This is a genomic window from Marinobacter sp. KM021 (assembly GCF_050707965.1).
Taxonomy (GTDB): Bacteria; Pseudomonadota; Gammaproteobacteria; order Pseudomonadales; family Oleiphilaceae; genus Marinobacter; species Marinobacter shengliensis.
The window spans coordinates 525,775-547,638 of the sequence record NZ_CP136129.1 but is presented as its reverse complement, the minus strand read 5'-3'; the positions used below and the strand labels follow the sequence as shown (position 1 = coordinate 547,638).

At 57.0% G+C, this 21,864-nt stretch carries 15 protein-coding genes and 1 tRNA gene; 1 reads left to right on the top strand and 15 read right to left on the bottom strand.

Features of this window, described 5'->3' with window-relative positions:
- Nucleotides 1-100: 100 nt before the first annotated feature.
- From RVM24_RS02620 to RVM24_RS02560, 13 genes are all read right to left on the bottom strand, one after another.
- Nucleotides 101-2,701 carry a TRAP transporter permease gene (locus tag RVM24_RS02620; RefSeq protein WP_431474914.1) on the bottom strand — a complete coding sequence of 867 codons (2,601 nt, stop codon included), beginning with the start codon at nt 2,699-2,701 and terminating at the stop codon, nt 101-103.
- 81 nt (nt 2,702-2,782) lie between these two features.
- Entirely contained in the window at nt 2,783-3,766 is a 984-nt protein-coding gene (locus tag RVM24_RS02615; protein WP_058093128.1) for a TAXI family TRAP transporter solute-binding subunit, read from the bottom strand.
- 185 nt (nt 3,767-3,951) lie between these two features.
- Nucleotides 3,952-6,336 carry an efflux RND transporter permease subunit gene (locus tag RVM24_RS02610; protein WP_230714392.1) on the bottom strand — a complete coding sequence of 795 codons (2,385 nt, stop codon included), beginning with the start codon at nt 6,334-6,336 and terminating at the stop codon, nt 3,952-3,954.
- 46 nt (nt 6,337-6,382) lie between these two features.
- Complete coding sequence (locus RVM24_RS02605; protein WP_286920976.1) at nt 6,383-7,531, bottom strand: WD40/YVTN/BNR-like repeat-containing protein; 1,149 nt, start codon at nt 7,529-7,531, stop codon at nt 6,383-6,385.
- A gap of 140 nt (nt 7,532-7,671) precedes the next feature.
- Nucleotides 7,672-9,060, bottom strand: coding sequence for a DUF1329 domain-containing protein (locus RVM24_RS02600; RefSeq protein WP_061331697.1), 1,389 nt, complete (start codon nt 9,058-9,060; stop codon nt 7,672-7,674).
- Between the two features lie 177 nt (nt 9,061-9,237).
- The gene (pepN, locus tag RVM24_RS02595; protein ID WP_431474913.1) at nt 9,238-11,880 is read right to left on the bottom strand and encodes an aminopeptidase N; all 2,643 of its coding nucleotides are present in this window, start codon (nt 11,878-11,880) and stop codon (nt 9,238-9,240) included.
- Nucleotides 11,881-11,910: 30 nt separating this feature from the next.
- A complete protein-coding gene (locus tag RVM24_RS02590; protein ID WP_431474912.1) occupies nt 11,911-12,747 on the bottom strand; it encodes a DUF2797 domain-containing protein in 837 nt (278 codons plus the stop codon).
- A complete protein-coding gene (locus RVM24_RS02585; RefSeq protein WP_431474911.1) occupies nt 12,744-13,043 on the bottom strand; it encodes a YeaC family protein in 300 nt (99 codons plus the stop codon). The genes RVM24_RS02590 and RVM24_RS02585 overlap by 4 nt, the downstream gene beginning before the upstream one ends.
- A 175-nt stretch (nt 13,044-13,218) precedes the next feature.
- Nucleotides 13,219-13,908, bottom strand: a complete 690-nt coding sequence (locus tag RVM24_RS02580) for a rhomboid family intramembrane serine protease (RefSeq protein ID WP_197463824.1) — start codon at nt 13,906-13,908, stop codon at nt 13,219-13,221.
- A 2-nt stretch (nt 13,909-13,910) separates the two neighbouring features.
- Complete coding sequence (locus RVM24_RS02575) at nt 13,911-14,924, bottom strand: metallophosphoesterase (protein WP_061331693.1); 1,014 nt, start codon at nt 14,922-14,924, stop codon at nt 13,911-13,913.
- A 2-nt stretch (nt 14,925-14,926) separates the two neighbouring features.
- On the bottom strand, nt 14,927-15,811 hold the full coding sequence (locus RVM24_RS02570) for an NAD(+) kinase (RefSeq protein WP_058093152.1): 885 nt from the start codon (nt 15,809-15,811) through the stop codon (nt 14,927-14,929).
- A 112-nt stretch (nt 15,812-15,923) separates the two neighbouring features.
- Nucleotides 15,924-17,153, bottom strand: coding sequence for a DNA repair protein (locus RVM24_RS02565; RefSeq protein WP_431474910.1), 1,230 nt, complete (start codon nt 17,151-17,153; stop codon nt 15,924-15,926).
- 139 nt (nt 17,154-17,292) lie between these two features.
- Nucleotides 17,293-19,356, bottom strand: coding sequence for an FAD-dependent oxidoreductase (locus tag RVM24_RS02560; RefSeq protein WP_431474909.1), 2,064 nt, complete (start codon nt 19,354-19,356; stop codon nt 17,293-17,295).
- A 139-nt stretch (nt 19,357-19,495) separates the two neighbouring features.
- On the opposite strand from RVM24_RS02560, the gene RVM24_RS02555 reads away from it, so the two are divergent.
- Nucleotides 19,496-20,539: an AraC family transcriptional regulator gene (locus tag RVM24_RS02555; protein ID WP_431474908.1), complete on the top strand. Its 1,044-nt coding sequence runs from the start codon at nt 19,496-19,498 to the stop codon at nt 20,537-20,539.
- Between the two features lie 27 nt (nt 20,540-20,566).
- On the opposite strand, the gene RVM24_RS02550 is transcribed toward RVM24_RS02555, so the two are convergent.
- Both RVM24_RS02550 and RVM24_RS02545 read right to left on the bottom strand, forming a co-directional pair.
- Nucleotides 20,567-20,643 (bottom strand) — tRNA-Asp (locus RVM24_RS02550).
- Between the two features lie 122 nt (nt 20,644-20,765).
- Nucleotides 20,766-21,797: an AraC family transcriptional regulator gene (locus tag RVM24_RS02545; RefSeq protein ID WP_061331690.1), complete on the bottom strand. Its 1,032-nt coding sequence runs from the start codon at nt 21,795-21,797 to the stop codon at nt 20,766-20,768.
- Nucleotides 21,798-21,864 lie beyond the last annotated feature (67 nt).

Below are 21,864 nucleotides of genomic sequence, written 5' to 3'. Positions count from 1 at the left end.
TGGCCGGGCTCCGTGATACAAACCACGGGCCGGTTTGAGGGCGAGTCTAACAGAAAAAAACCCGGCAGCAACGCCGGGTTTTCACTAAGTGCCATGAGCTTTACGCCGCTTGAGGTGATGCGTCCTCCCTGGCTTTGCGCTTGAGCTGGCCAAACGCCACCAATCCAAGCAACAACAGCGCGGGAATAAACATCAATTCCCTCGGTGGCCGGTCGAGCTTTGCCTGAACTGCTTCGATATTCCAACCAAACTCAATACCGGCATCTTCCGCAGCGCTGCCAAAATCGACAAAATTCACCGCCAGCACGTCCCCCTGATCGGACACGTCCAAACCGACAGCTGAGAGCCGTTCCTCCGCTGACCCACCAGCCGGAATGTCGAGCTGAACATAGGTGGTGACATCACTGCCATCCAGCCCCATGCCCGATACCCGGAAAACCGTTGCGTCATCAACCGGCACCGTCTCGACGTACTCCATAATCGCACTGCCCTGCCGCTCTTCATAAGGCGGATAGATCATGTCCCACCAGAACCCGGGCCGGAACAGGGTGAAGGTAATCAACAGGAGCAACAGGCTTTCCCACTTGTAGCTGCGGGTAAACCAGAAACCCTGTGTTGCGGCGGAGAACACGAGCATTGCCGTCACCGCACTGGCCACGGTAATCAGCAGGTCGACCCACCCGGTCAGGCCGATCAGCAACAACTGGGTGTTGAAGATAAACATGAACGGCAGGATGGCGGTACGGATATCGTAGGTAAAACCCTGAATACCCGTTCGAATGGGGTCTGCGCCCGAGATGGCGGCCGCCGCGTAGGCGGCCAGACCCACGGGCGGCGTATCATCCGCCAGTATCCCGAAATAGAACACAAACAGGTGAACCGCAATAAGCGGCACGAGCAAGCCATTCTGGGCGCCGAGGGTAACGATGACCGGCGCCATCAGCGTAGATACCACGATGTAATTAGCGGTGGTGGGCAAGCCCATCCCCAGAATAAGACTGATCACCGCGGTGAAGATGAGCATCAGCAGCAGATTGCCGCCGGAGAGGAACTCTACAAACTCTGTCATCACCAGCCCGATACCGGTGAGAGTTACGGTACCAACCACGATGCCGGCGGTGGCCGTGGCAACACCAATGCCCACCATGTTGCGAGCGCCGGTCGCCAGGGAGTGCGCCAGATCCACAAAGCCGCTGGCAAACTCACGGAGCACCTGACCGCGGCTTCGGAAAAGTGTTTTCAGCGGGCGCTGTGTTATCACGATGAAGATCATGAACAGAGTCGCCCAGAACGCGGACAACTGCGGCGAAAAGCGCTCTACGGTCAAGCACCAGACCAATACCACCACCGGTAGAAGATAGTACAGGCCGGTTTTGACTGTGGGGCCCACCTCGGGTAACGCCCCCATCGCTTTCTCAGGATCATCTATTTCCAACTCGGGATACCGCGTGGCATAGCCAACCAAACCCACATAGACGGCAACAAGCAGCGGGCCAAGCACCCAGGGTGCCGCCGCGCCAAGAACTTCCTTGGTCCAACCCACACCATAATAAACCGCAAAGGTGAGTACGATCAGGCCGATCAGAATCACGACCCAATTCAGCATTCGCTGCGCCAACGAGGGTCGGTTCGGGCGTTCAATGCCTTCCATCTTCAGTTTGCAGGCTTCAAGGTGAACAATGTAAATCAGTGCCACGTAGGAAATCAGAGCTGGCAGAATGGCGTGCTTGATCACCTCCAGGTAAGAAATGCCCACGTACTCAACCATCAAAAACGCGGCGGCGCCCATGATAGGTGGTGTGAGCTGTCCATTGGTGGATGCGGCAACCTCAACAGCACCGGCCTTGGTAGCCGGAAAGCCAACACGCTTCATCAGCGGAATCGTGAACGTACCCGTGGTGACCACATTGGCAATCGATGAGCCGGAAATAACACCGCTCAAACCACTGGATACCACCGCAGCTTTCGCCGGGCCACCACGCATGTGGCCAAGCATGGCGTAGGCCACCTTGATGAAGTAGTTGCCGGCTCCGGCACGTTCAAGCAACGCACCAAAAAGTACGAATAGAAACACAAAGCTGGTGGATACACCCAACGCCACCCCGAAAACACCTTCGGTACCCAGCCATTGATGAGACGCCAGCTTGTTGAGGCTGACCCCCTTATGGGCAATGACATCCGGCATGTAAGGGCCGGCAATCGAATAGGTGATGAACACCGCCGCGACGATGGTCAGCGGCAGGCCAAGGGCCCGTCGAGTGGCTTCAAGCAACAACACCAAACCTCCGAGCGCGACCCATAGATCCATGGTAATCGGCGCACCCGGGCGGGTAGAAAGTTCGTTATAGAACACGAAAAGGTAAGATGCGGAGAAAGCAGCCGCAAGTGCCAGTATCCAGTCGTAGACCGGTACTTTATCGGCGTGTACTCCCTTGATCATGGGGAATGCTGAAAACGCCAGGAAAACCGCAAATGCCAGATGAATGGAGCGGGCTTCCGTGGAATTGAAAATGCCGAAGTTCAGAATGAACGGCAGCGGTGATGCAATCCAGAGCTGAAACAAAGACCAGCAAAGGGGCACGATAAACAGGATGACAGATGCCGGTCCGGTGAGAGCCCTGCCTCCGGTTTCTGTCTGCAACAGCTGATCGACCTTGGCGGCGTCAACACCCGCCCCGGTACCGAGGTCGTTCTTCGCCATAGAATGTACCTGTGATGGGAGATAACCTGGTTGGAATCAGCAGGGCGGGCCGGACGCCCACCCTGCCGGCGACGTGCCGGATCAGTCGATCAGGCCAGCCTCACGATAGTACTTGGCGGCACCCGGATGCAGAGGCGCACTCAGGGCGTCAGAGACCATCTCTTCCTTCTTCAGGTTACCGAACGCAGGATGCAGGCGCTTGAAGCTGTCAAAGTTCTCAAAGACCGCTTTAACCACTTCATAAACCACATCGTCTGCCACATCGGTTGATGACACAAAGGTTGCTGCCACACCGAAAGTGGTTACGTCCTGGTCAGACCCACGGTACATTCCACCCGGAATAACCGCCTTCCGGTAGTACGGGTTGTCGTCAATCAGTTTCTTGCTGGCCGCGTTATCCACGTTTACCAGGACACTGTCGCAGGAGGTGGTGGCTTCCTTGATGGCACCGGAGGGGTGGCCAACGGTGTAGAAGAAAGCATCAATGTTGCCATCACACAGAGCCTGGGACTGCTCCGCCGCCTTGATTTCCGCCGCCAGGGCGAACTTGTCCATACCCCAGCCCATTTCGTCCATCAGAACTTCAGCGGTTGCGCGTTGGCCGGAACCCGGGTTGCCCACGGATACCCGCTTGCCCTCCAGGTCTTCAAAGTTCTTGATGCCAGAGCCCTTGCTCGCTACCACGGTGAACGGCTCCGGATGCAGTGAGAAAACAGCCCGCAACTTCTCGTTCTTGCCGGCGTCTTCAAACTGGCTGGTGCCGTTGTATGCGTGGAACTGCCAGTCGGACTGGGCCACCGCCAGATCAAGCTCACCCCCGCGAATGGCGTTCAGGTTGTACACGGAACCACCGGTGCTCTCGACAGAGCAGCGAATACCGTGTGCTTTCCGATCCATGTTCACCAGCCGGCAGATGGCGCCACCAGCGGGATAGTACACACCGGTCACGCCGCCTGTGCCGATGGTCACGAAGCGCTGTTCCTGGGCGGAAACGGCTGTCGATGCGGCCCCGAGGCTCACGGCGGCAGCAACGGCAAACGCGGACGCTTTGAGTTTTAGTGTCATGTGTGCTCTTCCTTCTCTTCTTGGTCTTTATTGTCAGTTGCCCGTCTCAAAGTGCGGGCAAACATCCCGGTCGTTTAAGAACATAGACCACTTCGGGCCATAAATAAAGAATGCATTAGCTCGCTAACCGTCTGACTCAGCAACAAAAAAGCCCGCGAGTGCGGGCTTTTTTGCAGTTCTGGCGATTATTTCGCCGCTCTTGCCTTGGCAAGCATTTTGTCCGGGCGCAACAGGAAGCGCGCCAACGCAGGCAGCAGCCAAATAGCGCCCACCATGTTCCAGAGGAACATGAAGAACAGCAGGAAGCCCATATCCGCCTGGAACTTGATCGGCGAGAAGATCCAGGTCACCACACCAAGACCCAGAGTCACACCGGTAAAGATAACCGCCTTACCGGTTGAGCGCAGAGTCTCGTAATAGGCATCCTGGAGCGTCTTGCCCTCCAGCAGGAACTTCTCAAGCTTGCTGTAGATATAGATACCGTAGTCGACACCGATACCTACCCCCAATGCGATCACCGGCAGGGTCGCCACCTTGATACCGATACCCGAGACCGCCATGATTGCCTCACACAGGATGGAGGTCAGGCCCAGCGGAATCACGATACACGCCACCGCGCGGATCGACCGGAACGTCAGGAAACACAGCAAGCTCACCACGCTGTAGACCAGCAGCAACATGATGTCTTTGGCATTGGCAATAACTTCGTTGGTAGCGGCCTCAATACCGGCGTTACCTGCGGCGAGCAGGAAAGTGTGCTCGTCGTTGTTGAAGTTATCGGCAAACTCCTCAACACGGTCAACCACAGTCTGCAGGGTTTCCGCCTTGTGGTCTTCCAGGAACACCAGCACCGGCGTCAGATCACAGGTGGTGTTGATCAGACCTGCCGGGGCCTCACGAATGGAGGCGTTGATGATGGTCTGGTTACGGGAGATCTCATACCACTTCCAGCTACCCTCGTTCAGAGCCTTGGTCACCATCTTGGAAACATCCGCCAGGGAAGCAGAGCTCTGCACGCCCGGAGTGTTCTGAAGCTCCCACTGAAGGCGATCCATCGCACGCAATACGTTGTACTGGGTGCACTGTTCTTCCTGGGTTTTCACCATCACCACCAGAACGTCGGCACTGGTGGAATAGTTGTTGATGATGAAGGAGTTATCCTTGTTGTAACGGGAATCCGGGCGCAGCTCCGGCGCACCCTCGTCCAGGTCACCAACCTTCAGGTCCTGCTTGTAGTACAGACCCAGGCCAAGACCAATCACCGCAATCAACAGGGAAATCGGCGCCACTCCGGGATGGGAGAAGTAGGACATAACGCGCCATTTGCGATCCTGTTTTTCCCCGTGATTCTGCACATGCCGGACACCACCCTTGGAGATACCGATGTAAGACATGATCAGTACGTGCAGCACCAGGTTGGTGATGATCACGAACGCCACACCCAGGCCCGCCGCAATAGCCAGATCCCGGATTACATCGATTTCGATAAACACCAGGGTCAGGAAGCCGAAGGCATCGGAAATCAGGGCCAGCATGCCTGGAATATACAGGGCCCGGAAGGCGAGCCTGGCTGAGGTAATGGCATCGAAGCCTTTGCCTGCTTCAACCGCCATGGCGTTGACAATCTGAACGCCGTGACTGATACCGATCGCAAAGACCAGGAAAGGAACCAGCACCGAGTATGGGTCCAGCCCGTAGCCCAGCAGCTTGAGAGTACCGAGCTGCCAGAACACGGCAATGATCGATGTGAACACCGGCACCAGGGTGCCCGCAATGCAGCGGGAGTACCAGAACAACAGCAGCGTGGTCAGCAGGATGGTGATCCCCGCAAACCAGGCAATGGAGGCAATACCCTCAATCAGATCACCCACTTTCTTGGCGAAACCGACAATGTGGATATTAACGTTCGGGTTTTGCGCACCGTACTTATCGCGAATCTTTTCTTCGAGCTGGCGTGAGAACTCACCGTAATCCAGCGCCTCGCCGGTTTCCGGATTCTTCTCGTACAGCGGCGCGTAAACGATGGTGGAACGGAAGTTATCGGAAATCAGGCGCCCGACTTCATTGGAACGCAGGATATTCTGACGTAATTGCTCCAGGCTTTCACGGGAACCGTCGTAGCCATCAGGAATGACCGTACCACCCTGGAAGCCCTGTTCTGTTACCTCTACCCAGCGTACGTTGGAAGTCCACAGCGACTTGAGGCCGGAACGGTCCACCCCATTCAGGTAAAAGACCTCGTCAGTAATCTGCTGCAGGGTTTCCATGTACTCGGCGGTAAAGATATCGCCTTCTTCCACGGCCACCGCAATCCGGACAAAGTTACCCAGGTTCTCCAGATCGTCCCGATGCTCGAGCATATTGACGATGTAAGGATGCTCAAGCGGAATCATCCGCTCAAAGCTCGCATCTGGCTGAATCTTGACAGCGTTGTAGCCAAGGAACAGCGTCAGAATGAAAAACGCAACCAGGATCGGTGCCCGGTTATTGAAAATCAGCCGCTCGAGAAACGGCTCCGCCTTTGGCGTTGTCAGGTAATGTTCACCCCTGTCGTGCATCGGGTTAGACATTAAAAAGCCCCTCTATCCATTAATCTGTTGATGCCACACCAGGGCGTTAATTCGGATTCCGACCACGAGCGTCGGTGAACTTGACACCGCCCTCGCCAACCAGAAGAAGATTGGTTCCTTGCAGGGGAACAACGGCCATCACACCTTCCCGATCGTTCCGGAAGTACACCCGGAAGCTCTCGCCGCCATTGGTACTCATAAGCACGGCGCCACCATTGCCCACCAGGGTAATCCTGCCGTCGTCTGCAACCGCACCGTTATTAATGGTTGCACCGCCCTCGTTGGGAACCACCGTCCAGCTGCGGCCAAGGTCGGTCGAGCGGAAGGTGTTGCCCCGCAGACCAAACGTCAACACTTCGTTAACCTGGCCAGTACCCATAACCCCAAACAAAGACCCCTCATAGGGGCTTTCACGGCGTTCCCAGGTATCGCCACCGTCCACCGACACATGGATCTGCCCGGCTTCACCAACCGCTACCAGGGCACCACCGGTAACCTGAGTGATGCTGTTGAGGTGAAAGTTCTGAGGATTATCCAGGTTCGGCGCCCAGTCTTCCCAGTTTTCGCCGCCGTCCTGGGTTCTCAGGATCATGCCGTAAGCACCTACCACAAACCCGTGGCTGTCATCTTCAAACCAGACATCCAGAAACGGGTTTACCGGCCCGACATCCTGGTCTGCCTGCATGTTCTCAAGAGTAAAGAACAGATCGTCAAGCGCCCACTCCAGATCCGTTTTCTCATCGTCTTCAGCCTGTTCGATCTGTTCTTCCAGTTCGGCAATTTGAGACTGCTTGCTTTCAATAGCCAGGGTTGAAGCCTGATTACCGTCCAGCTGCAAGGTCCAGTTCTCTCCACCGTCCGACGAATGCAACACCACGCCGCTATGACCAACCGCCCAGCCGTGCTGTTCGGTGCCGAAGTCCACAGCAGTGAGTGTCAGGGAAACCGGCACAGCCCCCTGCACCCAGGTGTGCCCCTCATCATCCGAGAAGATCACGTGCCCACGCTCTCCAACGGCAACAATCCGCTCACCGGCACGCGTTGCGTCATTCAGCAACGATTCCGGCGCCAGCAGTGTCGGGCGGGAAGGAGTTTCAAGAATATCTGGCACCGCAAATGCCGCGGGGGCTGCCAGTACCATGGAGAACCCCAGACAGGCAGACCCCAGTGTCTCGCATATGAACCTATTAGCCATTCAAATTGCCTTTACGTTGATTGTATCTTGTTGCGTTATCCCTGAGCCTCGCAGAAGCACAAACAAACCGGCAGCCATAAGGCCGCCGGTATATCTGGCACTACTACTGCCACTCCGGGATCAGACTGTGCGCCGAGTCCTTAGCGCACACTCCGCCGACGCAGCGAGGCCGGTGAGAAATAACGTTTATTCGGTACATCGTCGGTAAACACCCGAGTACCGGATTCTTCCGTATCCAGACCCAGCACGTGGTAACGGCGAGCCTGAAGGTCGTGGTACACGTCCAGCACTGTCCACACGCCGGGCAGCTCATAATAGTTCTTGGGGATACCCATGGTCACGCGCCACAGCTCTCCACGACCGTCGTACTGGTCCAGCAGCACGGTATTCCAGCTGTCCGCATCCACATAGAAACGACGCTTACCGTAAATGTGCCGCTCGCCCTGCTTGAGGGTGGCTTCGACCACGTGCACGCGGTGCAGCTCCCAGCGGGTCAGATCAGGATTCAGATGGGAAATACCCAGAATCTCGGAATACGGTGTGCCTTTTTCGCCAATCCGGTAGTTGTTATAAGGGATGTATATTTCCCTCATACCCTCGTAGTTCCAGTTGTAGCGATCCATGGCACCGTTAAAGATATCGGTGTCATCCGCGGTGCGCAGGTTATCGGCCGCCGCGATCGGGGAATCGTACCCGAGGTTCGGGGCACGGCGAACCCGCCGCTGGCCAGCATTGTAACCCCAACCGTTGCGAGGGTTGATAATCTGGTTGAGTGTCTCGTGAATCAGAATGGCACCGCCGGCAAGGCGGGGCGGCGACTGGGTGAACGAGAGGTAGTAGAAAATGATGTTATCGAGATCGGCTTCGCCGCCTTCCGGGTTGTAGAAGTTAAAGAAGGCTTCCTGCTGCGAGGTCACCAGACCATAATCACCGTTGGTCTGAACCGCCACTTCACTGGAACGACGGGTAACGGAAATACCGCGCCACCGGGTCAGATGGTTCCAGACCACCTGCCAGGCTTTTTCTTCATCGGTACCGTGCAGGATCGGGAACGGGTAACCGCCAAACGCTCCGCTCAAGCCCTCGGCCTGTCCGACAATTTCCGCGTTGACTGCGTTCTTGCGGGTATTCTCGGCAACCCAGTCGGGCACGGCATGGGTGCGGCGCGACTGGTACACCGGAATACGGAATGTGGTTGGGTAGGTACGGAGCATGGCCCTGACGCCATCGGTCAGGTACTCGTCGTACTGCTCCATGTTGGAGGCGGTAATCGTGAACAACACCTGATCGTCCGGGAACGGGTTGATGTGGTGCTGCCCACTGCCTTCGTAACCAGCCGGGGGCTCTGTCAGCCCGCCAGTCCAGGCAGGAATGGTACCAGCTTCATTGCCAGCCTTGATGGACCCGAAGGGCGTCAGGTCCTGACCGAGGCGGTTTGCCTCAGCGGCAGACACACCGGCGTGAACCGGTGCAGCTGCAAACGAAAGCGCAAGCAGCCCGCCCAAAAATGCGTTCTTGTTGTATCTCATTGTGCAACCTTAAATCCGTCTGGGAGCCTCTACAGGGCTTTATTGTTATGGTCTGACGTAATCGCAGACTTTCCATCAGATTAGCCGATTGAGCAACATTGTCTATCGACCGAAAGTGCGATTTTGTATCTGGCTGTGACGACGGCTTTACAATCACAGCCAGGGTACGAGCCTGGGTCAGTCCGCCAGGCTCTTGTGAACCACCTCGTACACGTCTCGTGAAAGCTCGTTTTTGTCACGAATCCGCTCAAGGGCGATCTTCATCTGACTGCTGTATTGCGGTGAAAACTTCTTCCACCGGGTAAGCGGAGACACCAACCGGGCAGCAATCTGCGGGTTGCTGTCGTCCAGTCGACACACCTGGTCCGCCAGGAACCGGTAACCACTGCCATCCGGTTTATGGAAAGCTGCCAGGTTCTGGCCAGCAAACACCCCGACCACAGAACGCACCTTGTTGGGGTTCTTCCAGTCGAAGGCCGGATGCTCCAACAACGCCTGGATCTGCGGCAACTGCCCTGCCCGGTCGCTGGACGCCTGCACCGAGAACCAGAGTTCAACCACCTGCGGGTCATCCTGGAAACGCTCGAAGAATTCTGCCAGGGCCCTGATCCGATCCGATTCAAAACCGGAATTCACCAGGGCACGCAAGGCGCCGAGCCGGTCCGTCATGTTATCCGCCTGCTCAAACTGCTCAACGGCCAGCGCCCGCCCCTGCTCATCATCAATGTGCAGCAGCCACGCCAACGCTGTATTACGAAGGCTGCGACGGGCGATGGCACCCGGCGTCAGCTGATAATCGCCCTGACCAGCGTTGCGCTGATAACAGGCCAGCAGGTCATCGCGGAGCGCCTGGGCCAGATGCGTCAGAACCTGCTCCCGGGCGTCATGAATGGCCGGCACGTCGGCCTGCTCGGAAAGCTCGATCAGATAGGCTTCCGAAGGCAACAGCAGCATCTTGGCCACAAGCGCCTGGTCCAACTCGGTATCGTTCAACAACAGGCGATAGGCTTCCACCAGCCGTGGTTCAATTTCCGTGCCCTGAGGCGCGTCAACCAATGACTGGATAACATCGACCGCCAGTTTCTGGCCAGCATCCCACCGGTTAAAGCCATCCGGATCATGACTCATCAGGAACAACAGCTGTTCGCGGGTCCAGGGGTAATGAACCCTCACCGGGGCGGAAAAATCCCTCAGCAACGACGGCACCGGCCGCTCCTTGAGTCCATGGAACTCAAAGCTGTGTTGCGTCTCAGTCAGTTCAAGCACCCGCTCAGCGGGACCGTTGCTGTCCTCCGCCCCCATATTCAGAGGCAGCGGCTGCCCTTCGGAATCAAGCAGGCCGATCGCAAACGGAATATGCTGCGGCTTTTTCCCGGACTGCCCGGGCGTATCCGGAATCGACTGCCGGATATCCAGTCGATACACACCTTGTGCCTCATCGTAATGATCCGCTACCGCCAACACCGGCGTGCCCGCCTGCTCGTACCACAAACGGAACTGGCTCAGGTTGCGCCCGGAGGCATCTTCCATTGCCCGAACAAAGTCATCGGTAGTGACGGCCTGGCCGTCGTGGCGGTCAAAGTAGAGGTCACTGCCCTTCCTGAACAGCTCGGCGCCGAGCAGGTTGTGAATCATCCGAACCACTTCGGCGCCCTTTTCATAGATGGTCAGGGTGTAGAAGTTGGAGATTTCCATGTACGACGCCGGCCGAACCGGATGCGCCATGGGGCCGGCATCTTCGGCAAACTGCGCAGTGCGCAGCAAGGTTGCGTCTTCAATCCGTTTGACGGTGGGCGACCCCATATCCGCCGAGAACTGGGAATCCCGGAACACCGTAAAGCCTTCTTTCAGGCTTAGCTGGAACCAGTCACGGCAGGTAACCCGGTTGCCGGACCAGTTATGGAAATACTCATGGGCAACAATGGCTTCGATGCGCTGGAAAGCGGCATCCGTGGCCGTGTCCTGGCTGGCAAGCACGCAGGATGAATTGAAAATGTTCAGGCCCTTGTTTTCCATGGCCCCCATATTGAAATCATCCACCGCTACGATCATGAAGATATCAAGATCGTACTCACGGCCGTAAACCTCCTCATCCCATCGCATCGAACGCTTGAGCGCATCCATGGCGTAATCGCACTTGCGTGCGTTGCGCGCCTCCACGTAGATACGCAGATCTATGTTGCGACCGGAACAGGTTGTAAAGGTGTCTCGTTTCTCAACGAGATCGCCCGCCACCAACGCAAACAGGTAGGCTGGTTTCGGGAATGGGTCTTCCCAGGTGACAAAGTGACGGCCGTTCTCAAGATCACCTTGCTCAACAGGATTACCATTGGACAGCAATACCGGGTAGGCGGATTTATCGGCTTCAACGCGGGTCTGGAAGCGCGCCATCACGTCCGGCCGATCCGGGTAATAGGTGATACAGCGGAAGCCTTCGGCCTCGCACTGGGTGCAGAACATGCCCGATGATTTGTACAACCCTTCCAGGCGAGTGTTGTTCTGCGGTTCAATCCAGGTGACTACGGTCAGCTCGAAGACCTCCGGCACCGCTTGGACCACCAGCTTGTCGCCCTCATTTTGGTATTCATCGCTGGCCAGGGGCTGACCGTTCAAGGCCAGAGATTCCAGAGTCAGGCCGTCGCCATCCAGCTCCAGCGGGGCGCTGCTCTGCGCAGCGGCGGGATTGCGGCGTATGGATAAGGTACTGTGCACCCGCGCGCCGTCCTCGAACAGTTCAAACCTCAGGCTGACATGGTCCACCAGATACGCCGGCGCCTGGTACTCGCTCAGGTAGATGGTTTGTGGCTGGTTGGTACGCATTCACTCTCTCCAGACGGTAAACTTCCGCGCTCAGTCAAGAACCCGGAACCGGACTTCGTAGCCGGTAAATTTTCGAATATTGATCACACCGGTATCGAGCATCAGGTACTGGCCCTTGATCCCCTCCAGCAGCCCTTCGACTTCCGGGGTTTTATCCAGATTATGGGTTTTCACTTTCGACGGCCACACCTGAACCGGATAACCAAGCCCAAGTGAGGCCTCGTCCACAACCCGGATACTGTCCTCACCATGTTGCGCCCGTAATTGCGCCAACTCGTCTTCAATAAGCTCCAGCATTTTCCGGCGCTCCTGAACCAGGTCCAGCTCTGGCACATCGCCCTTGAGCATCGCACGCCAGTTGGTCCGATCCGCCACATGGCTCTTGCACGCCACTTCCACCAGACCGGACAAGTAACGGCTGGCTACCCGCAGCATGGGAATGGCTGTTACCGCGCCCTGGTCGATCCAGCGAGTCGGCACTTGCGAGCCCCGGGTAATACCCACCTTCAAGCCACTTGAATTGGCCAGGTAGACCACGTGCTCCACCATGCAATTCGCCTCGCCCCACTCGGGCTCCCGGCAGGTACCCAGATGGTAATGGCACTTCTCAGGACTCATGATGCAACTGTCACAGGCAGCGAGTTTGCGGAAACAGGGATAACAGTAGCCCTGGTTGAAACTCTTCTTGGTGGTGCGGTCGCAGTGGATGCAGCGAATCACACCGTCAAAGTCCAGTCGCACCTTCTGGCCAATCAGGTCGTTCAGGGGAATGCGGGTGTCACCCACGGCCAGGGTGTAGGCCACCGGATCGCCGGCTTGCGCCGGCATCTTACGCAAGCGGCCGGTTACATCAATTAACTCGCTCAAACCTTGACCTCGACGAACTGGTCTGGATCCACATCGTTGCCGTTCTGGCGATCTTTACGAAACTGCACGGATGGATCACAGGCGGTACCGGCTTTCTCGCCCCGGTCCAGATAGCCCACCCGCTGCTCTTCGGGCACATTGTATTTGTTCTCGTAATAGATAACCGCTTCCAGGCTGATTTCCCGCTGCTCTCGGGTCATTGCCCTTCCATCAGGCCATTTACCAAGCTCGATAGATTGCTTGAGGTTCCGGTATACAGTCGGATCCAGCCGTTCAATGAGTTCGTCGTAGGTCATTACCCACCTCCTGAAAAATCATTCATAAAAAAATCGGCAAATCCGTTTGACAGATGGAAATGATAACAATTATCATTATCTCACCAAATGACGACGGTCGTATCATTTGGTCTCTCTCATCAGGAGCTATAAGCTCTTTTAATGCCCCACCCTTTGGTGGGGCTTTTTTATGCCTTCACCGAAACCGCCCCCGGGCGGGCATCACCGCTGCCAACGCCAGACCACCCACAAAGCCTCCCAGGTGAGCCTCGTTAGCCATCCGGCCCAGGCCAATCATTTCCGGGATAGGCGTAAAGCCGATCACCATCCACACCAGGGCAAAGGTGACCAACGCAGGTGGAAACTGGAATCTGGGCCGGCGTTGCTGGCTCAGCCAACAGTAACCAAGGATGCCATAAACGACACCCGACAAACCTCCGAACAGGGGGCCAGACACCAGATACTGCAACAGATTGGCGGACAGACTGGTTACCAGGAACAGCGCCACCAGGCGGGCGCGACCATCAATCCATTCAATCTGGCTGCCCAGAAACCAGAGCATGACCGAGTTGAAAATGATGTGGGTCCAGCTGAAATGCAGGAAATCCGGTGAAATCAGGCGCCACAACTGCCCGCCTGCCACTGTCGCAGAAAGCGCATCCAACCTCCCGCCCAGGGAACTGAACAGGTCCCAGGAATAGTGCCTCGGATCGACGATCATCATGGCCGCGGCCAGGGGGTTCTGCCCCATGGATGTCAGCCACACCATGGCAACGGCGATGCCGATCACGCTCACAACAAACGGTGCATGCCGGGGAGCCGGCTGCCAGCGCCCGCTGGGGGTAATCGGAGATGATGTATGTTGGTCCAAACTAACCTCGCTGATACTTAGCGCGCCACGCTGTCTTCACTGGTGGGATAATCCGGCTGCTCGGGACGATCCACCTCTACCCAGACAAACTTGTCGCGGGAAAGTGCCTTTTCATCATCCAGCCGATAGGCCACCAGCTTGCCGTACTTTACGGCGCTGTAATCGATACAGGCCACATTCGACTTCAAAGGTGCCGGCTCACCATCCATCCAGTAATGCCCGACGAAGACCGGCGGCGCATCCAGCGGATAAGTAATCAGTTGTTTACGCTCATCCTCCCGCAAGCTCATGGACGCCACTTCCGGTGGTAATGGGTCTGGCTGGAACACCACATCGGCGTATGTTTGTGGGTTGTCGGCCCAGAACTTGGTGCGGAAGAATTCCCGAACATAGCCATCCCGCCCGGTAATCTTGACCCCTGGCGGCAGGCGCAAGTCAGTGCCACGCAACAAGGTGTCCATCACCTGGCCGGCGAAAGATTCGATGGCGGCCGAGGCATGAAGAAAGTCTTCATCAATACAGGCACCGCCCTGATTCTGCCGGAACTTGTCTATCAGATCCTGATCCCAGCAAGCATGCACCACCCGGAAGTGCTCCTCTTCGATAAACAGCGGAATGGTGTAAAACCACTCCAGAAAATCGTTCCACTCATGGGGATACGCATCGAACTGCTCAAGGGTTTCCTTGATCAGGCGGTCATGGCGAGGGTTGTGTTCGCGCAGGAATTGTTTGCCACTGCCCGGCCGCGCCCGGGTGCAATAGCCGAGGGCATTGTATTCATGGTTGCCCATAACGATGCGGGCGGCACCGTGCTCCACCATGTCTCGCACCAGATGCAGGGCCTCACGGATTCTTGGGCCCCGATCGATGATGTCGCCAATAAAAATGGCCTGGCGCCGGGGATGCTGGTAAATGCCGTTCTGTTTACGATACCCCATCTGCTGGAGCAACCGCTCCAGGGTGTGAGCGCAACCGTGAATGTCACCAATAATGTCGTAACCGCGGCTCGCGGTTGAAGTCTGTCCCGCCATAATCAACTCGCTGCTATTTCGCTTGCCCAACCCAGCTTGTCACGGCAGGTGGCATAGAAATTGTGATCGGTCGGGTGGATCAGACGGATCTTGAACGGCTTTTTGGTAATTCGGATGATATCCCCGGGCGCACAGGCAATGTTCATCTGGCCATCAAAGCTGACTTGCGGGTAGGTTTCGTTGGTTTCACCAATCACCAGTTTGATTTCACTCTTGCCATCGACCACGATCGGGCGACTGCTCAGGGTATGCGGGAACATGGGCACCAGCACCACAGCATCCAGTTTCGGGTGCATGATGGGACCACCTGCTGACAGGGAATAGGCGGTTGAGCCGGTGGGCGTGGCAACAATCAAGCCATCGGAACGCTGGCTGTAAACAAAGTGGCCATCAATGTAGAGGTCAAAACCGATCATCCGGGTAGACTTACCGGGGTGCAGCACCACATCGTTCAGGGCAGAACCGTAGCCCAGAGGCTGGCCATTGCGTTCCACATGGCCATCCAACAGGAACCGCGATTCCTCGATATATTCACCCTCAAGCACCCGGGCCAGGCGCTCTTCGAGGTCAGATGGAGAAATATCCGTCAGGAAGCCCAGGCGGCCGCGGTTGACCCCCAGAATCGGGATCTTGGATTTGGCCAGTTCACGGGCAGCCCCCAGCAAACTACCGTCCCCGCCCACGACAATGACCAGGTCGCAGATTTCGCCCAGCAGTTTTTTGCTGGCGACCTGCAGGCCATGGCCCGGAATCATGGTGGAGGTATCTTCCTCGATGATGACGTGGTAGTTGTTGGCCGTCAGGTACTGCTTGAGCTGCCGCAGAGACTCAACCACCTTGACGCTGCCCATGCGCCCGACAATGCCGATATTCCTGAACTGATCCATGAAGTATCCCGTGGTGTCTGAATGAGACAGGAAAGGCATGGCCCCTCCTGTTCTGTAACGAACAGAGCCACAGTTTAACGAATCTCAGACAGATACTGAAAAAAGATCCGCGTCAGGACCGGTGCTGCTCGCAATGATCATCTACCCCTGGCTGGAATTCCGCCGGCTGGGTTACGCGCATGATCGGCTCACCGCAGGCATTTCCGTCACTATCCACGTGGCGGCAAACCGGGTGTTCGTAGTGTGCCAGCCAGTCTTTGTAGGCCGGCTCGTTCATACCGCAACGCTCGGCGGCATAGGCCACCGGATTGCCAAAATAGGTATCGATATCGTCGTAAGGCAGTGTGATATGGCCCACGCCGGGATGATAGGCAACCAGGAATACGGACTGGCTCTGCAACTGTTCCAGCAGCGAATCCTCGGGTGGTACCTGGTGGCGAAGCTCGTGGTTTTCCTGCTCAAGGGCAACAATTTTGTCATCCCGAAGCTCCAGCTCCCTTTGCTTGCGCTCCAGCTGCTCATGTAGCAGAACGGTCTCGGCGTCAGCATGAACGTCCTTACGCTGGCGGGCGTCGCCCTCCGCCATTTTTTCCTGCATGGAGAGATATTGCTCGTTGCGCTGAGCCAGGCGCTGTTTGAGCTGTTCACTGCTGATCCGGGTGCGTTCGTATCGCTGTTCCAGATCTGACATTTCGCTGCGCAAAGCCTGCATTTCGAGGCGATGCTCACGCTGGAGGTCAGCCAGGGAATCCCGATGCACACTTTGGAGGGTTTTGATCCTGAGCCGCTGTTCACGGAGGATCTGGGCAACACGGGCCCGGTCACGGTTATCCTCGACGGGCTGCTCCACACTCGCCGCGGTCAGGACCGGAATATTCTCTTCTTCCGGTTCCACCTTCTGGAAACGCAAAGCGTTGGCGTCAACCGCTTTGCGGATCAACTGGAAGTGGTTACTACCCGGCGTCATGTCCGGATCCCAGAGTTCCTGGGCAAATGCCGGATCAGGACACTGGCTCCTACAAACCAGCCGGATAGCACCGCCGCCCATATCCGGCCCCTTGGCGCCTTTCTCTGCCAACGCCTCGATAGGCACGTTCCAGTGACTGTCGGCCCGCCCCTCATCATCAAACCAGATACGGAAGAAAACCAGCGACCGAACCGTCAACTCCGGTGAAAGGTTTACCAGCACCGCCCGAACATCTGTCTCGGCAAGATCAGACAGGCCAACATAGCCGTCCAGAAACGCGCCGAATTCAGACAACCGCATCTGCCGGGCAACCTGACTGCCCTCCATAAAGAAAACCGCCGAATACCCGTCGGCTGCCTGCCCGGCATTAACCATTCACTTTCTCCATGCTTCGGAAAACTCTTGTTATGGACGCCCGATGCGGGAAGAGAGTTCCATCCCCCTCCCGCTCTTCAACTCCATAGTCTAGCCAGACCTTAACCGAAACACAGAGAAAAACTGCAACGTTTTGTGATCAGATCTCCGCTGCCAGGCGGCTACCCTGATCAATGGCCCGCTTTGCATCCAGCTCTGCCGCCACATCGGCACCACCAATCAGATGCACCGGCAAACCGGCTGCTTCCAGGCCTGCCTGCAGCTCACGCAGCGGCTCCTGACCAGCACACACGATGATGGTATCCACCGGCAACACTTTATCCTCGCCCTGCTCGGCACCTTTCGGTGTGATGGTGATGTGCAGGCCTTCGTCATCAATCTTGCGATAACTGACGCCGGGCACCATCTGCACGTTGCGGTGCTTGAGAGAAGTACGATGAATCCAGCCGGTGGTCTTGCCCAGGTTCTTGCCAACTTTCGAGGCCTTGCGCTGCAGCAGGCAGACCTCCCGCGCAGGCTCAGGCACCTGAGGCTGAACACCCTCAATACCGCCACGGTGTTCAACCGTCAGATCCACGCCCCACTCCTTCATGAAGTGCTCGGTGTTCAACGAAGGCGATTCCCCCTTGTGGACGATGAATTCAGACACATCAAAGCCGATACCACCCGCACCGATGACAGCTACCTTCTGACCAACCGGCTTGCGCTCCAACAGCGCATCCAGGTAGCCAATCACCTTCGGGTGATCAATGCCTTCGATCTCCGGTGTGCGTGGCTCCACGCCAGTGGCCAGGACCACCTCATCAAAGCCACCGGCTTTGAGGTCCTCTGCGGTAACGCGGGTATTGAGCCGAATATCAACGCCATGTTTGTCGAGCATCACCCGGAAGTAGCGCAGGGTTTCGTAAAACTCTTCCTTGCCCGGAATGCGCTTGGCCACATTGAACTGACCACCTACCTCACTGCCGGCGTCGAAGACCGTAACCTTGTGCCCACGCTCGGCGGCAACCGAGGCAAACGCCAGGCCTGCGGGGCCAGCACCAACCACCGCAACCGACTTCGGCGTAGCCGTCTTCACGTACGCCAGTTCGGTTTCGTGGCAGGCGCGGGGATTGACCAGGCAGGACGTCAGCTTGCCGCTAAACGTGTGATCAAGACAGGCCTGGTTACAGCCGATGCAGGTATTAATCTCCTCGGCACGATCTTCCACAGCTTTGCGCACCAGGTCAGCGTCTGCCAGGAATGGGCGGGCCATGGACACCATATCCGCATCACCTTCTGCCAGAACCTTCTCGGCAACGTCCGGCATGTTGATCCGGTTGGTGGTTACCAGCGGAATACTGACTTCACCCTTGAGGCGGGCCGTTACCTTGGTGAAGGCGCCACGGGGCACTGAGGTAGCGATGGTCGGCACACGGGCCTCATGCCAGCCAATACCGGTGTTGATAATGGTGGCGCCCGCCTTCTCGATTTCCTTGGCCAGGTGCACCACTTCTTCCCAGGTACTGCCGTCTTCGATCAGATCGAGCATGGACAGGCGATAAATGATGATGAAGTTTTCGCCCACGCGCTCACGAACCCGGCGAACGATTTCAATGGGCAGGCGAATGCGGTTCTCGTAACTGCCACCCCACTGATCGGTGCGGTGGTTGGTGTGTTTGACAATGAACTGGTTAATGAAATAACCCTCGGAACCCATGATCTCCACGCCGTCGTATCCAGCGCGCTGGGCCAGGGCAGCACAGTTCACGTAGTCGTCGATCTGCTTCTGGATGCCGGCTTCGTCCAGCTCTTTGGGCTTGAACGGATTGATCGGCGCCTGGATAGCCGAAGGCGCGACCAGCTCAGGGGAATACGCATAACGGCCAGCATGCAGGATCTGCATACAGATTTTGCCGTCAGCCTCATGCACCGCCTGGGTAATCACCTTGTGCTTGTCAGATTCTTCCTCTGTGTTCATCTTGGCTGCGTGCTGGAATACCGCACCTTCGGTATTCGGGCCGATGCCACCGGTTACGATCAGGCCAACGCCACCAAGGGCGCGCTCGGCGTAAAACGCAGCCAGACGCTCGAATCCGTTTTTCACTTCCTCCAGGCCGGTATGCATGGAACCCATCAGTGTGCGGTTACGCAGGGTGGTAAAACCAAGGTCCAGTGGTTCAAGCAGGTGCGGGTACTTGCTCACGCCCGGTGATGCAGCCATTGGTAATCTCCTCATCGATTGTAGGATCGGGCAACCATCGCGCCCGTTGTTATGGCCCCTACACTACCCAGCTCCCGCCAGCGCAACAATATCCAAAAAGAACATTTTATTATCCCTGGACAACACCGATAATACGATCATGACCAATGCATCCAGACCCAACCAGAATTCGCTGGGCGACATCAGCCTGCTCTATGCTTCCGTGTTGCTGCGTGCCACTGAGGCCGAGGGAGGCGATGCCGAAAGGCTAAAATCCCAGTTCCATCTGAACGACCCTGAGCTGGCCGCGCCGGAAGGACGCATCAGCATTCCCAGGTTCATGCGCCTGGGCCAGGCTGCCATCGCCACAACGGGCAACCCCGCCCTGGGCCTGCGTATGGGCGCCCTGACCCGCCCCATCGACGCCGGCATTGCCGGCCTGGCCGCAGAAACCGCCAACACAGTACACCAGTCCCTTGCCACACTGATACGGTATGCGCTGCTAAGCAGCCGGAACTCCAGAGGCGAGCCAAGTCTGGCGGCTGAACATCGTAAGGCCTGCTTCTATTCGATCAGTCCATACAACCAGTACAACTACTTTGTCGTGGACTCCATCCTTGCCGCCTGGACCCAACTGATCAGACACATGACCGGCCGTTACGACATCCTGGAACGGGTGCGTATTGAGTACCCCTCGATCGGGCTGGACGAGGTATTCGAGAGCTGGTTTCGTTGCCCCGTGGAATTCGGCGCGAAGGAAAACTCGATTCGTCTGAAGGAAAGCGCTTGGCTTCAGGCACCGAGCCAGGCGCACCAAGGTATGCACGAAAAACTGACCGCCTGGTGTGAACAGGAGCTGCAGCAGATTCGCAAAGGCTGGAGTGTGGCTGACAGGGCCCGGTACCTGATGACGCCGTTATTGCGGGGAGAAACACCCACCATTGAAACCCTGGCCAACCGACTGGGAACAACGCCCTGGACACTGCAACGACAGCTTGCCAGTGAAGGAACCGGCTTTCGGGAGTTGCTGGACAACACTCGACGACAACTCGCACAAGACTATTTGCAGGAGACCAACAGTTCGCTTTCGGAAATCGCCTGGCTCTTGGGATTCGCGAACCCACCAGCCTTCCACAAGGCCTATCGGCGCTGGTATGGCATAAGCCCGGGAGAATACCGGAAACACATCAAGGGAAGTAACTGAGGTAAAGCAAGGGGGGGAAGATAAAAATGGCGGAGCGGACGGGACTCGAACCCGCGACCCCCGGCGTGACAGGCCGGTATTCTAACCAACTGAACTACCGCTCCGCGTTTGTTGCCTAACAGCCTGTTTGCTGACTGCTCGGTGACAACGAGGGCGCATTATAAAGAGGCCCCCGTTTATGTCAACGCTTTTACTGAACTTTTTTCAGATTTTTCCAAACCCCCGGTTACATGGCGTCAACCATGGCGTCTTTGCCCTGGGCCGTCTTCCGGTATTCGATGGGCGTCATACCAGACCAGCGCTTGAACGCCCGATAGAACGTACTGGGTTCGGAAAAACCGGTGAGGTACACAATTTCATCAATGGACTCATCGGTGGTCGCAAGGAGCTGCCGCGCCAGCCGATAGCGGAAATCCGCCAGCACCTGGTTGAAGCTGGTTTCCGCCTCGGTGAGCCGGGTGCGCAAGGTTCTTGGTTTGATACCCAGCCGTTCTGCAACGGCATCCAGGGTCACCTCGCCGCTGTCCAGGAGCTCGGCGATGATGCGCTCCACCTGACCGACAATGTCCTTTTTCTCTAGCCGCGCCACCTGTTCACTGGCAAAGCGCTCGTGCAGCGCCAACAGTTCTGGTTCGGCGTGGGGAGAGGCGTGGGACAGCATCGCAGCGGGGAAATACAACCGGTTTTCTTCTGCGCCAAAAACCACGTTACAACCCAGAACTTCGCGTACGTGCTCGGCTCCCTGCTCCCGCCCATGCTCGAACTCGATTCGTGATGGGTAGAAATTGCCATCGGTGATGGACTTGAAGAAGGTAATCAGCCCCTGTACGAAGCACTCATTGAAGTGCTTGAGCTTGCGAATCTCATCGGAGGCGGCGTCCAGCACCATGCAGGCTTCTTCGCCTTCAATGAAGAAATCGGTATTGGCGGCATCGCTCAGCAAGCGCTGATAGTTCTGAGCCCGGCGCAGTCCCTCTCCGAAGGTTGGGCTGCTGAGAAACAGGTATTCGAGAACCTGGCCCTTATAGGCGGGCAACAGCGGCCCCAGGTGCAGGCCTATGTCCGGGTCGCCGGATACATCCTCCACCGCCTGCCAGAAGTAAAGCTGGGCGCTGTGGGGAGTGCGAAGCTGGTCTGTGTAGACGTAGTTCTCGTCAACGCCGAGGCGGCTGAATATGGCATCGGTATCGACACCCTTTTTCTTCATCGCCTCATAAATCAGGCGCAACATCACGCCCGCATCACGTAGTTCCTGCATAGTATCCCGCTATTTTATTTATATGGTTACTACTTTGACCCACCGGACAGTGCTCATGGCACGGTGG